Below are 14,562 nucleotides of genomic sequence, written 5' to 3'. Positions count from 1 at the left end.
ATGAAGGCTTTTCAAGCTATAAATATAGATTTAAATAAAAGAGAGGTAATTTCCTTTGTAGGTGGAGGGGGAAAGACCACCACCATGTTTAAACTAGCAGAAGAACTGAGGGAAGCTGGTAAGAAAGTCCTTGTTACCACTACTACAGCTATCTTCTGCCCCCATAAAGGGATTTATGATTATTTTAGTCTAACCAATAACGAACATCCTTTAAAGGTTTTAAAAAAAACAAAGGATGCAAATATTTATATTTTAGGTAGAGAAATAACCCAAGAAAATAAGCTTTTAGGACTACAGCCTGAGGATGTTACTATGCTTTATGAAGAAAAGGAATTTGACTATATTTTAGTAGAAGCCGATGGCTCTAAGAGGAAACCTATCAAAGCCCCAGCGGATCATGAACCAGTCATACCAAGTAATACTGCAAAAACTATTGGCATTATAGGTTTAGATGCCTTGAATAAACCTATAAATAATGATTGGGTCCACAGGGAAAAACTATTCTCCGAATTGACGGGAAAGGCAATAGGAGATAGAATTGATATAAAAACAATAGTAAAGTTAATCATTGATAGTCAAGGATTATTTAAAAACACGTCACCTTCCTCTGAAAAGTATTTAATATTAAATAAAGCAGATAATACCAAAAGGGAAAATTTAGGAAAAGCAATCATGGAAGAATTTAAAAAATGGGAAACTCCTTTAACTGCTGGGATTATAGCAGCTATGGAGGCTGAAGAGGAATATATTAAATGGAGGGGTGGATTTTGATAACGGGAATTATTATGGCTTCAGGCTTTTCCAAAAGAATGAAAAGACAAAAGCTTTTATTACCAATTGAAGACATTCCTATTATTGAAAGAGTAATAAAGGCTGTTAAGGCCTCCAGTATAGATGAAATAATAGTTATCTATCAACATCCTGAAATCAAAAAAATTTCAGAAATCTATGACATCAATACCATCTATAATCCCGATGCCCATAGGGGTCAAAGTCAAGCCATGAAATTAGGTGTAAAGGCTTCTTCTGATGAAACAAAGGGGTATATGTTTTTTGTAGGAGACCAGCCTTTTCTAAACAAAAACATCATTAACCATCTTATAGACTGCTTTAAGGAAAACCCTTGTCATATTGTTGTTCCTTTATATAATGGACAAAGGGGGAATCCAATTATTTTTCCAGAGAAATATAAAAATAGTTTATTAAAAATCGAAGGAGATCAAGGTGGTAGAGGACTTATTCAAGAAGCTATAGAAAAAGTAAGATTTGTAGTCATAGGAGATGCCAATATTGGCAAGGATATTGATACATGGCAGCAATATGAAAAGATACATGGGGGAGTGGAAGTTAATGCTGAAAAACATTGCGGTGATTAGAAGTGGTGGAGATATAGGTACAGCAATAGCCCATAAGTTGCTTCGCTGTGGTTTTAAGGTGTTAATATTAGAGAAGGCATCACCTTTGGCCATAAGACGAACCGTGTCCTTTTCCGAAGCAATATTTGATGGTGAGACAGAGGTAGAGGGTATAAAGGCTGTGAAGGTACATGAAATAGATGGGATTATAGGGGCTTGGGCAGATAACAATGTTCCTATTATGGTGGATGAAACCGGTAGTATTATAAAAGAAATACCAGTGGACATTGTTGTTGATGCTATTTTGGCTAAAAAAAATCTAGGTACCTATAGGGGGATGGCCCCCATAACCATCGGTGTAGGTCCTGGATTTCAAGCAGGGATAGATGTAGATGTGGTCATTGAGACAAATAGAGGTCATGATTTGGGAAGGTTAATTTTCCAAGGTTCTGCTGAAGCTGATACAGGAATACCAGGGGTTATTATGGGCTTTGGCAAGGAAAGGGTTATCAAAGCCCCCTGCGATGGTAAAATTAAAATTATAAAGGATATAGGAGAAACTGTATGTAAGGAGGAAGTGATAGCGTATATCGATAAAACCCCTATAAAAGCCACGATAGATGGTGTGGTAAGGGGAATGATAAAGGAATTCACCTCCATAAAAACAGGACTTAAAATAGCAGATATTGATCCAAGGGGAAAATTAGACCATTGTTATACCATGTCTGATAAAGCTAGAGCTATAGCTGGTGGTGTGTTAGAAGCTATCTTACATATAAAACACAAGAAAAATATTGAGTTATAAAGGGTGAAAAGAATGGAAGTTAAATTATTAGAAAAAATAACTAAAGAAGTAAAAGCCAATAGAAAAGTGGCATTGGCTACGATTACTAGGTCTGAAGGTTCTACACCAGGAAGAGAAGGAGCGATGATGCTGGTATTAGAAGGTGGTGAAACCTATGGTACCGTAGGAGGTGGCAAGGCAGAAAACATTATAACAACTGCAGCTGTTAAATGCCTTGAAAATTGCAGGAGTGAAAGCTTCCATTTTCAGCTCAATGATGGTATAGGAGGCATTCAAATGCAATGCGGCGGGGAGATAGATGTTTATATTAAAGTGTTTGTTCCAACCCTTAAGCTACTGATTGTAGGGGGAGGACATATTGCATTAAAATTATATGAAATTGCAGCAACAATAAACTTTGATACTGTAATATTTGAAGATCGTGAAGATTATTGTAATAAAGATCGATTTCCTAAAGCACAGGAAATTATTTTGGGGGATATAGAAGGAAATTTAAACAACTATGACATTGATGAAAATTGTTATGTTGTTATAGTGACTCGAGGTCATTCCCATGATGAAATCGCATTAAAATCTGTCATCAATACCAATGCAGCCTATATAGGAATGATAGGCAGTAAAAATAAGGTTCAAAATACTATGGAAAATTTAAGGAAAGAGGGGGTATCAGAGGAAGTGATGAACAAGGTTTTTGCTCCTATAGGAATCGATTTAGGAGGAAATACTCCAGAGGAAATAGCATTGAGTATTCTATCGGAGATCATTCTTGTAAAAAATAAGGGTAGACTTTTACATATGAAGGAAGCTAGAAAATAAGTTGATATTATATAAATTCATTATAGCCTAGGGGAATTTATTACAAGGGTGTGATAGCAACAATATGATGGTTTACGTTGTAACCAATAAGTTCCAAGAAAAGATATAAGACAAAGTTCCTCGTTTTATATCTTTTTATTTAGGAGTTATGTAAAAATGTTTTTAAAATGGGACACATGTCCTTTATGACAACGTTATCATAATGTATAATGGAGGAAAAGAGGGAGTTTTATGGAGGTACAGGATATAATTGAAGAAAACCCTTCCATTAAAGAAATGCTCAAGGATTGTCCCTATGATGTATTAAAGTGCTGGGAGGTTAAGGAATACCCTAAAGGACAGATTATTTGTCACCAAAACATGTATTATGAGTATTTTTATATTATTGTAAAGGGCTATGCCAATATTTATATTATGGCGGAGAATGGAAAAAAGTATTCTCAATCTATTTATAAAAAAGGATACTTTTTTGGGGAATTAGAGATTTTTGAACAAAAGCCTTATATTTGTTCTGTGGAGGCATTAACAGATTTACAAATTTTAAGAATCAATAGAGAAGCTTTTTTAGCATGGATAGAAAAGGATAAAAACTTCTTACTATATATTACAAGAACCCTCTGTAGAAGCTTTTATGAACTTTCTAAGAAGGCAGGAGAAGATACATTATATTCTTTAAAATACAGAGTATGTAATTATTTAATATACTGCCTAGATAAAGGTATAAAAAGAGAAAATGGCATCGAAGTAAAGATAGAGAAGGATCACCTCAGCGAACGATTTGTAGTGACCCAAAGAAGTATCAATAGAACCTTAAAATACCTAAAGGAACAGGACATCATAAGGGTTAATAATAAATCTATTTTGATTATCGATGTGGATAAGTTAAAGGAAGAAGAAATTATAAGTCGCAGTGAATAATCAGTAAATTTTTCAATCCTCATTAATAAATAGAATAAGGGTTGAAGGTTTAATATATTTTATTCATAAAAAATGAATGAATTAAGGGGGAAAATGCATGAAAAAAATGATTACATTTATGATGGTTATTGTATTATTAACTACTGTTGCATTGACTGGTTGTTCTCAAACCAATGAGCCAGTCGGTACTGATGAAGCCAATGGCGAAGAGGCTATGAAGGTAGCACTGGTGGTAGCGGGAGGATTAGGAGATCGTTCCTTCTATGATTCTTCCAACGAAGGGGTTGAAAGAGCCAAGGTGGAACTAGGGGTAGAAGCAAGGGTATTTGAGTGTAGAAATGACCCATCCTTATATAACGATCAATTAGTACAGGCTTCCCAATACGCCTCTGTAGTAGCTGTAGTAGGCTTTGAGTTTTATGATGTAGTTCAAGAAATAGCAGAAGCATTCCCTGAAGTAAACTATATTTATGTTGACAATGAGATTGAAGGGATTCCTAATCTTACAACCATCAGCTACCAAGAAAACGAAGGCTCCTTCTTGGTAGGAGCTATGGCAGCTATATTAACTCAGGAAACCTCTATTGAAGGTATTCAAGAGGGGAAAGTTATTGGTATGGTAGGTGGCATGGACATTCCAGTAATTAGAAACTTTAAAGCAGGTTATGAAGCTGGAGCAGCTTATATTGATCCAGAAGTTAAAGTAGAAACAATCTTTGCAGGAGACTTTGAAGATCCAGCAAAGGGAAAAGAAAGTGCTTTAGCCCTTTATTCAAGAGGTGTTGATATTATATTCCAAGTAGCAGGTAAGACAGGAGAAGGTGTATTTGAAGCTGCTGCTGAGTCTCAAAGGTTTGCTATTGGCGTGGATTCTGATCAAAGATATATCAACCCAGACGTGATTGTTGCCAGTATGATTAAGGGTGTAGGTCTATCTATTTTTGAATCTATTGAAAGAATTCAAAATGGAAGCTTTGAAGCAGGAAAAGTTTATTATTATGGTATAGAAGAAAATGGTGTAAATTTATCCTTTGGTGGAGAAGATATGCCGCAATTTGTTACCGAAGAAATGAAGGTACAAATAGAAGAAATCAAAGGAAAAATTATAAGTGGAGAAATTGAAGTGCCAGGAGGAAAATAAGGTAGAGATTTTATAGCAGAGACGGGGAGGAGTAGGGTAAACTACTTCTCCCTATTTCTAACCAATGGGAAATTAGCCTTTAAGGCCGGGAAAGAAATATCGTCTTAACAGGAAATCTAAAGAACCTATAAAGAGGTGAAAACAATGGTAGAAAATATTATAGAGCTCAAGGGTATTACAAAACAGTTCCCAGGGGTATTAGCAAATGACAATATCAATCTTTCTATCAGGAAGGGAGAAGTTCATGCTATTGTAGGGGAAAATGGTGCAGGCAAATCCACATTAATGAAGATCCTCTATGGACTAGAGGCACCTACTGCTGGTGAAATATTTTTTGAAGGAAAAGCTACCAAAATCACTAACCCTTCTATCGCTATTGACCATGGTATTGGAATGGTGCACCAGCATTTTATGTTACTGCCTTCTTTGACAGTAGCAGAAAACATCGTATTGGGTAGGGAGTTTAGAAAAAACAAAATATTTGTTGATTTCACAAAAGCTATAAGGGTAACAGAGGAATTAGTAGAGGCCTATGGTTTAAAAGTAAACCCTAGGCTAAAGGTCCAGGAGGTTTCTGTAGGGATACAGCAAAGGATTGAAATTTTGAAGGTCCTTCATAAGGGAGCTGATATCTTGATTTTAGATGAGCCTACGGCAGTGCTTACTCCCCAGGAAACAGAGGAACTTTTTTCAGTAATTAGACGATTAGTAAAGGAGTTAAATAAGACAGTCATTATTATTACCCATAAACTACAGGAGGTACTGGCATTATCCCATCGTGTCAGTGTTATGAGACAAGGTAAGCTTGTGGGAACGATAGATACTAAGGATGCTACGGAACAAATATTGGCAGAGATGATGGTGGGTAGAGAAGTATTGTTTGATGCTTTAGAAAAAAAGGAAGTCAACCGACAGAAGGTATTAGAGGTAAAGGAACTGAAGGTTAGGGGACAGAGGGGACTTATGGCCTTAAGGGGTGTTAGCTTTGATGTAAAGGCAGGAGAAATACTTGGAATAGCAGGAGTAGAAGGAAATGGACAATCGGAATTGTTGGAAGCATTAACAGGTTTGCGGGAAATAGAAGCTGGTGAAGTACTTATAAATGAAAAAAGTACTAGAGGTAAAAATCCTAAGGAAATTAGAAAATTAGGAATGGCACATGTTCCTGAAGATAGATTGATGACAGGTTTAAGTAAAAAGGCCACCATCACAGAAAATATGATGATGGGTATACAGGATAAGGAACCCTATGCCATAAAAGGGATACACATAAATGAAAAGCCTATACGCCAGCTGAGCGATAGACTTATTGAAGAATTTGATGTCAGAACCCCTAGTCAGGATGTTTTAGTGGAAAGTCTGTCGGGGGGAAATATGCAGAAGATCGTTATAGCCCGGGAGTTTTCCTTTAACACCCCTCTACTTATTATATCTCAACCAACCCGAGGAGTAGATATAGGGGCAATAGAATTTATACATCAACAAATTATTGACAAGCGAAATGAAGGAAGTGCTATTTTACTGGTTTCTGCTGAATTAGATGAACTCTTTAGATTGTCAGATAGAATTCTGACCATCTATGAAGGGGAGATTACAGGAGAATTTAAGACGGGTAGAATAACTAAAAAAGAAATCGGCTTATATATGACGGGTAAACAAAAAATGAATCAGGAAGGGGGAGCATAAAATAATGAAAAAGCTATTCATGAAGAAGAATCTAGAGTACTTAGTTTCCTTATTCCTTTCTATAGCAGCGGCTTTGCTGATTGGTGGTCTTATTATGATGGCAAATGGTAGAAGTCCTATTGTAGGCTATAGTGCATTAATTACAGGAGCCTTTGGCTCTAAATATAATTTAGCTACTACCTTTGCCAAAACTGTTCCTTTAATTTTAACAGGGTTAGCTACTGCAGTTTCCTTTAGAAGTGGTATTTTTAATATCGGTGGTGAAGGACAGTTATACTTAGGAGCCTTTGCAGCTGCTTATGTAGGCTTTACCTTTACCAACCTACCACCGGCCCTAGGAATTTTATTAGCTATTATTGCAGGAGCTATTGTAGGAGGTTTATATGCATTAGTTCCAGCACTACTAAAGGTATATTATCAAATTGATGAAGTAATAACCACCATTATGCTAAATAGTGTGGCTGTCCTCTTTACCGATTATTTAGTTAACTACCCCTTTGCCGCTAGCCAAGGGAAGATGGGGGGAACGGACATGGTGGCAGAGGGTTATCGACTAACACGACTTGTAAGACTCTCTACGCTAAACACAAGTATTTTTATAATGGGCTTTATAGCCCTAATTATTTATTATATGATGCAAAAAACCTCTGCTGGTTATAACTTTAAAATGGTAGGAGAAAATGCTACCTTTGCTAAATATGGAGGGATTAATGTAAAGAAGCAAATGATTGTGGCTATGCTTATCTCTGGAGGCCTATGTGGGATTGCAGGGGTTTTTGAAGTACTAGGTAGTCACTATAGATTTTTACAAAATATTTCTCCAGGCTTTGCTTTTGATGGTATGCTGGTTGCTTTAATCGTAAAGAACAATCCTATAGGTGTTATCCTAATGTCAATATTTTTTGGGGCTTTAAAAACCGGATCTGTTGCAATGGAAAATACCACCTCTATACCTTCAGAGCTGGTGTTAGTAATTCAATCCATTATCATTCTATTTATTGCTGGGGAAACAGGTTTTAAAAGAATGTTTAAAGAGTATAAAATGAAAAAAAATCTACAACAAAAGGCTGGTGAAAAGCAAAATGCTAGGACAAGTATTTAATCTCACATTAATACAGAATACTATAAGAACAGCCACACCTCTTATTTTAGCAGCATTAGGAGGATTATTAACCATGCATGCTGGCATGTTGAATATTGGTATGGAGGGGATGATTCTTCTAGGGGCTTTCTTCGGTGTTGTAGGTAGTTACTTTTTTGCAAGTTCATTTATGGGGGTTATGCTGGCAGTGGTGGTAGGTATGATTATAGGTCTTATATTTGGCTTCTTTGTTATAGAACTAAAATCCGATGAATTTATTATAGGGATAGCTATCAATATATTTGCGGGTGGACTAACTATCTTTTTATTAAGAAGTATTTTTGGTGTAAAGGGAGCCTTTTCATCCCCGGATATCATCCCATTACCTAGATTGAACTTTCCCTTCCTTCGAGGAATTCCAATGTTAGATATTATGTTTAATAATCATTCAATTTTTGTATATATTAGTTGGATTTTAGTGATTATAGCTTATTTGTTTTTATATAAAACCCCTTATGGTATGTGGATTAGAGCTGCTGGAGAATATCCTGAAGCCTTAGAAACTAATGGGGTTAGCCCTAGGAAAATGAAGTATATTAGTTCCATTGCCTGCGGTGTTTTATGTGGTTTTGCAGGAGCCCATCTTTCATTGGGATATTTAACACTCTTTACTGAAAATATGAGTGCCAATAGAGGTTTTATTGCATTGGCGGCTATTATATTTGGAGCCTCTAATCCCATTAAAACCTTTGGAGCGGCCTTGTTGTTTGGTTTCTTTGATGCATTGGGTATTAGGCTGCAGGTAGTAGGAATACCTTCTCAATTTACCCAAATGATTCCTTACTTAGTAACAGTAATTGCCTTATTTATTGTAACCAAGAGACATATAGCAAAAAGAAAAAAAACACAAGCAGAGGAAGGAGCTTTACAGCAACCATGAAAAGGGAGACATACGATGTATTAATAATTGGGGGAGGTCCTGCTGGCTATTATTGCGGATTACACTGTGCTAGAGGTGGCCTGAGGGTTGCCTTAGTGGAAAAAGAAGAACTAGGAGGTACAGGTCTTCGATGGGGCTGTTTACCTGTGAAAAATATATTAGATGATTTACGATCTGTCATAAATGGAAAAACATATCGTCATAATAGATATCCACTTATACCAGAAGAAGGATTGCAACACTATGAAAAAGAAATGCTGGTCATAGAAGAAAAGATGAAAAAGAAGCTTCTAAAAGCCAATATTGATGTATACTTTGGCGAGGGTAGTTTTATTGATAAAAATACTTATGAAATAGATAATAACACAATAAAGGCTAAATATGTGGTAATTGCCACTGGAACAAAGCCTTGGGGGTTAGAAAACCTTCAAGCAAATCAACAGACAATCATTACCCACAAAGAGGCTGTTGCTTTAGAAAAGTTACCTGGAACCATCATTATTATTGGTGGAAATGTGGAGGGGTGTGAATTCGCTTCACTTTTTGCTGAACTTGGTGTAAAAGTGGTTTTAGTGGAAAAAACCACAAAACTCCTAGAGGGAAACGATGATGATTTAGTAAAGCCTTTAGAAACCTACTTTAAAAAGCGTGGTATCAAAATATATAAAGGATTAAGGGCCACAGCAATCCAAGAAGAAGAGGGTAAGCAGGTGGTGTCCTTAAATAACGGTGAAAAAATTAAAGGAGATAAGGTACTGGTTACGGTGGGAAGAATACCTAACTTCCCTAAAGGTATGGAAAAATTAGGAGTTCATTTAGAAAAGGATAAAATTGTTGTAGATAATAACCTAAAAACCAATATCACCTCAATTTATGCAATAGGGGATATCAATGGCATATTGGGTATGGCTCATGTAGCAATACAGCAGGGAATTGCTGTAGCAGATAATATCTTAAACAATAAAAATGTAATCATGAATTATAAAGAACTACCTAGAGCTGTTTTTACCATACCTGAAATTGCTGGTGTAGGTTTTCAAGAGTGGGAGTTGATAGAAAAAAAGATCCCTTATAGGAAGGGCTATTATAATTTTGCAGATACTTGGCGGGGATTTTCTAAAGACATTAAGGAAGGCTTCGTTAAAGTATTGGTAGCAGAAGATGATAAGGTACTAGGTTTATGGATGGTAGGTCAGGATGTATCGGAATATATAGGTTTGATGGGGCTTTTAATACAAAAAGGAGTAACCTGTGAAGAAATCAAACAAAATTTAATTATACATCCAAGCTTATCGGAGGCAATATTAGAAGCATTGTTAAATGTTGAATAATGGGAAGGTGAATGAAATGAAGCAACCTCACATTCTGTGTGATGCTAATGATGTAGGAAAATATGTAATTTTACCAGGGGATCCCCAGAGGGTTGTAAGGGCAGCGGCATACCTAGAGGACTGTCAGGAAGTAGCTTTTAATAGAGAGTTTAGAACCATAAAGGGTTATTATAAAGGAGTTGCTGTGACCATTACCTCTACCGGTATAGGAGGTCCTTCTACAGCTATTGCAGTAGAAGAGTTAATTGACTGTGGGGCTAAATATTTTATACGAATAGGTAGTGGTGGAGCAATACAGTGGAATATTGAGATTGGGGATCTAATTATAGCCACAGCAGCCGTCAGAGAGGATGGCGCCTCCAAAATGTATGTTTTGGAAAACTATCCTGCCGTAGCGGATATTCAATTAACCTATAGGATTTTAGAAACCTGCAGCCGTCTAAAATATAAAAATCACTGTGGTATTATACGAAGTCATGATTCCTTTTATATTGATAATGAAGAGGAGATTATGGCATTTTGGAATTCAAAGAAGGTAATAGCTTCCGATATGGAGACGGCTACACTCTTTACCCTTGCTCAACTGCGGGGGGTACATGCCGCCAGCATATTGAACAATGTCGTTAAGTATGAAGGAAATGTTAAGGATGGCATAAATGATTATGTTGAAAATGAAGCCGCTGCTGCAGAGGGAGAAAAAAGAGAGATTTTATTGGCCCTAGAGACTATATATAGCTTGCATCACAACAGTTAAATTAAATCAAGTAAGTCCTAAAGTAATTTCTAAGTATACAGCCTATAAAATACTAGAATACCCTTTAGGACTTTTGCTGTATAAGAAAGGTTTTCCTGGTCTAATCCCTTTCAATATCAAGGAGAATATGGTACATTTAGTTTATCAAAATAAGATGGCTAATATAGAGAAAGGATGTGATAAAAAATGAAAGAAGGATCTAAGGAGGGATTTGCTGGGGATTTTGTTCATCTCCATGTCCATACAGAGTACAGTCTATTAGATGGTTTTACAACCATCGATAAGGTTATGGATAGGATCAAGGAATTGGGCATGAAGGCCTTGGCTATTACTGATCATGGCAGCATGTTTGGTGTGATAGATTTTTATAAGGCAGCTATCAAAAAAGGTATTAAACCTATTATAGGGTGTGAGGTCTATACAGCTTCTCGTACCATGAAGGATAAGGATCCTAACCGAGATAAACACCAAGGTCATTTGGTTTTGCTGGCAAAGGATATGGAGGGATATCAAAACCTAATTAAACTGGTGTCTAAATCCTATTTATATGGCTTTTACTATAAACCTAGGGTAGATTATAATGAACTTGAAAAATATAGTAAGGGATTGATTGTTCTAAGCTCTTGTCTAGCAGGGGATATCCAACAGTACTTGTTGAAGGGAAGCTATGAAAAAGCCAAAGAACTGGCAATTAGGCTACGAGGAATTTATGGAGAAGATAATTTTTATCTAGAGCTACAGGATCATCATTTAAAGGAACAAAAAGAAGTAAACCAGCAACTGCTGAGACTCAGTAAAGAAACAGGAATACCTTTAGTGGCAACCAATGATGTTCACTATATCAATAAGGAGGATGCAGAGGCCCATGATATTTTACTTTGTATCCAGACAGGTAAGATATTAGAAGATAAAGATAGAATGAAGTTTCCCAATGATGAATTTTACCTAAAATCTACTGAAGAAATGGAGGCACTGTTTCCCTACGCCAAGGAGGCGTTGGAAAACACAGTTAAAATTGCTGAAAGGTGCAATGTAGATTTTGACTTTAATACAATACATCTTCCCCAGTATCATACACCACAGGGGTACAATGTTCAACAGTATTTCAGGGAACAATGCTACAAGGGGTTAAAAAAGAGGTATGGTTCTCCCTCTCCAGAAATTGAAGAACGTCTAGAGTACGAGTTAAGGGTAATTGAGGAGATGGGCTATGCTGAATACTTCCTTATCGTTTGGGACTTTATCCAATATGCTAAAAACCATAATATACCAGTAGGTCCTGGGCGGGGAAGTGCTGCTGGAAGTATTGTTGCCTACACATTGGAGATAACTGATGTTGACTCTATTAAATATAATCTTATTTTTGAACGGTTTTTAAATCCTGAAAGGGTATCTATGCCAGACATTGACATAGATTTTTGTTATGAGCGCCGTGAAGAGGTTATTGAATATGTAAAAAGAAAGTACGGTGAGGAAAAGGTAGCACAAATTATTACCTTTGGAACGATGGCGGCAAGGGCTGCCATTAGAGATGTAGGGAGGGTAGTGAATTTACCCTATAACGTAGTAGATAGGATTGCTAAGGAGGTTCCCTTTGCCATAGGCATGACCATCAATAAAGCCCTCCAAATCAATCCCCAACTAAAGAAGCTATATGATGAGGATCAAGAAGCCCAGTATTTAATAGAAATGGCAAAAAAGCTAGAGGGTATGCCCCGACACGCTTCTACCCACGCTGCCGGTGTTGTGATTTCTAAAAAGGCGTTGGATGAATATGTACCTTTATATATGCATGATAACAGTGTAACCACTCAATTCCCCATGGGAACTCTAGAGGAATTAGGTTTATTGAAAATGGATTTTCTCGGCCTTAGAACTTTAACAGTGATAAAAGATGCTAAGAAGCTTATTGAAGAAAATCATGGTATAAAAATTGATTTTTCAAATTGCAGTTATGATGATAAAAAGGTATATCAGCTCATTAGCAGAGGAGATACTTTGGGGTTATTCCAGTTGGAAAGTGCTGGCATGATACAATTTATGAAGGATTTAAAACCTACCTCCATTGAAGATATTATTGCCGGTATTTCTCTATTTCGTCCAGGCCCAATGGACTCCATACCTAAATATATCGCCTATAAAAATGATCCTTCAAAAATAGAATATTTACATGAAAAGCTGAAGCCTATCCTAGAGGTTACCTATGGCTGTCTTATATATCAGGAGCAGGTCATGCAGATTGTAAGGGAATTGGCTGGATATAGTTACGGAAGAAGTGATTTAGTACGTCGGGCAATGAGTAAAAAGAAAATGGATGTGATGGAGGAAGAAAGACAATACTTCATTTATGGTAAGGAAGATGATGAGGGGAATATAGAGATCCAGGGATGTATAAGAAATGGTGTGCCAGAAGATATTGGTAATAAAATATATGATGATATGATTGATTTTGCCAACTATGCCTTCAATAAAAGCCATGGTGCCTCCTATGCAGTTTTAGGTTATCAGACAGCCTATTTAAAAGCCCATTATCCTGTGGAATTTATGGCAGCCTTGATTACCAGTGTTATGGGAAATACTTCAAAGGTAGCCCAATATATTCAGGATTGCAAACGTATGGGAATAGACATTCTCCCCCCAGATATTAACAAAAGCTTTGGCACCTTTACAGTAGAGGGAAAGAAAATAAGATTTGGATTGGCGGCTGTAAAAAATGTAGGTGTGAGTATGATTGAGATTATGGTGAAAACCCGAGGAGAAAAAGGCAGGTTTACAAGTTTTACAGACTTCTGTCAAAAGGTGGATGCTAAGGATTTAAATAAAAGAGCAGTGGAAAGCTTAATAAAATGTGGAGCCTTCGACAATTTAAATATCCTACGGGCTCAGCTAATGGCGGTATATGAAAGAATATTGGATAGCGTCAATCAAGATAAGAGAAGAAATATACAGGGACAGATTGGGATTTTTGATATGACAGGAGATTCCAATACATCCTTCAAAACAGATCCTCTACCTAATATCAAGGAGTTTACCGATAAAATAAAATTGAACATGGAAAAGGATGTATTAGGTCTTTACATTAGTGGGCATCCCTTGTTGGAATTTCAACAGGAGTTAAAGTGTTTGACAACTGCTAATAGTCATGATTTTATAGAAATCATGGAAAATCCTGAAGAAAGTGAATATAAGGATGGACAACAGGTAAGAATTGGTGGAATGATTTTAGAAAAGACGACAAAAACCACTAGAAATAATCAACTGATGGCTTTTATCACGTTAGAGGATTTATTTGGTACTATGGAGTGCATTGTTTTTCCTAAAATATTTGATAATCATGATCATTTATTACAAGAAGGTAATTTTCTTCTTATGGAAGGAACATTAAATTTGAAGGATGAAGAAAAACCAAAGCTTTTAACCAATAAAATAAAACCCCTTATAAAGATGGAAACCAACAAATTATATGTTAAAATCAAAGATGAAGAAGATATCGTTCTAGTAAAAAAAGCAAAACATATTTTTAAAAAATACCATGGTAATGTTCCAGTCTATGTTTATATAGAAAAGGATCATAAAACTCTGAGGGCTGATAGAGACCTATGGGTAAAATTAAGTGAGGAGTTAATCAAGGAGTTAATCAGTATTTTTGGTGAAGAAGCTGTAAAAGTAAAAAAGGGGATTAAATAAAATTTGCAAGTATCTATCAAATACATTTGAAAATAGGTGATAAATTAT

12 protein-coding genes are annotated in these 14,562 nt (G+C 36.2%); all 12 read left to right on the top strand.

Annotation, left to right across the window (positions count from 1 at the left end):
* The 12 genes from yqeC (at position 1) to BLS22_RS12705 (ending at position 14,514) form a co-directional block, all read left to right on the top strand.
* Positions 1 to 771, top strand: coding sequence for a selenium cofactor biosynthesis protein YqeC (yqeC, locus tag BLS22_RS12760; RefSeq protein WP_090554356.1), 771 nt, complete (start codon positions 1 to 3; stop codon positions 769 to 771).
* Entirely contained in the window at positions 753 to 1,376 is a 624-nt protein-coding gene (gene mocA / locus BLS22_RS12755) for a molybdenum cofactor cytidylyltransferase (protein ID WP_090554354.1), read from the top strand. The genes yqeC and mocA overlap by 19 nt, the downstream gene beginning before the upstream one ends.
* Positions 1,351 to 2,160: a selenium-dependent molybdenum cofactor biosynthesis protein YqeB gene (gene yqeB, locus BLS22_RS12750; RefSeq protein WP_090554352.1), complete on the top strand. Its 810-nt coding sequence runs from the start codon at positions 1,351 to 1,353 to the stop codon at positions 2,158 to 2,160. The genes mocA and yqeB overlap by 26 nt, the downstream gene beginning before the upstream one ends.
* A gap of 12 nt (positions 2,161 to 2,172) precedes the next feature.
* Positions 2,173 to 2,976, top strand: coding sequence for an XdhC family protein (locus BLS22_RS12745; protein ID WP_090554350.1), 804 nt, complete (start codon positions 2,173 to 2,175; stop codon positions 2,974 to 2,976).
* A 231-nt stretch (positions 2,977 to 3,207) separates the two neighbouring features.
* Positions 3,208 to 3,894 carry a Crp/Fnr family transcriptional regulator gene (locus BLS22_RS12740; RefSeq protein WP_090554348.1) on the top strand — a complete coding sequence of 229 codons (687 nt, stop codon included), beginning with the start codon at positions 3,208 to 3,210 and terminating at the stop codon, positions 3,892 to 3,894.
* Between the two features lie 97 nt (positions 3,895 to 3,991).
* Positions 3,992 to 5,035: a BMP family lipoprotein gene (locus tag BLS22_RS12735; RefSeq protein ID WP_090554347.1), complete on the top strand. Its 1,044-nt coding sequence runs from the start codon at positions 3,992 to 3,994 to the stop codon at positions 5,033 to 5,035.
* 144 nt (positions 5,036 to 5,179) lie between these two features.
* On the top strand, positions 5,180 to 6,721 hold the full coding sequence (locus BLS22_RS12730; RefSeq protein ID WP_090554344.1) for an ABC transporter ATP-binding protein: 1,542 nt from the start codon (positions 5,180 to 5,182) through the stop codon (positions 6,719 to 6,721).
* Between the two features lie 4 nt (positions 6,722 to 6,725).
* Positions 6,726 to 7,823 carry an ABC transporter permease gene (locus tag BLS22_RS12725; protein ID WP_090554341.1) on the top strand — a complete coding sequence of 366 codons (1,098 nt, stop codon included), beginning with the start codon at positions 6,726 to 6,728 and terminating at the stop codon, positions 7,821 to 7,823.
* The gene (locus BLS22_RS12720) at positions 7,804 to 8,742 is read left to right on the top strand and encodes an ABC transporter permease (protein WP_090554339.1); all 939 of its coding nucleotides are present in this window, start codon (positions 7,804 to 7,806) and stop codon (positions 8,740 to 8,742) included. The genes BLS22_RS12725 and BLS22_RS12720 overlap by 20 nt, the downstream gene beginning before the upstream one ends.
* Positions 8,739 to 10,073, top strand: coding sequence for a dihydrolipoyl dehydrogenase family protein (locus tag BLS22_RS12715; RefSeq protein WP_090554337.1), 1,335 nt, complete (start codon positions 8,739 to 8,741; stop codon positions 10,071 to 10,073). Before BLS22_RS12720 ends, BLS22_RS12715 begins: the two co-directional genes overlap by 4 nt.
* 16 nt (positions 10,074 to 10,089) lie before the next feature.
* A complete protein-coding gene (locus BLS22_RS12710; RefSeq protein ID WP_090554433.1) occupies positions 10,090 to 10,827 on the top strand; it encodes a nucleoside phosphorylase in 738 nt (245 codons plus the stop codon).
* A gap of 186 nt (positions 10,828 to 11,013) precedes the next feature.
* Positions 11,014 to 14,514, top strand: a complete 3,501-nt coding sequence (locus BLS22_RS12705) for a DNA polymerase III subunit alpha (RefSeq protein WP_090554335.1) — start codon at positions 11,014 to 11,016, stop codon at positions 14,512 to 14,514.
* Positions 14,515 to 14,562: the final 48 nt, after the last annotated feature.

It is taken from the genome of Natronincola ferrireducens (assembly GCF_900100845.1).
Lineage (GTDB): Bacteria > Bacillota > Clostridia > Peptostreptococcales > Natronincolaceae > Natronincola_B > Natronincola_B ferrireducens.
This window is presented reverse-complemented; position numbering and strand designations above follow the sequence as displayed.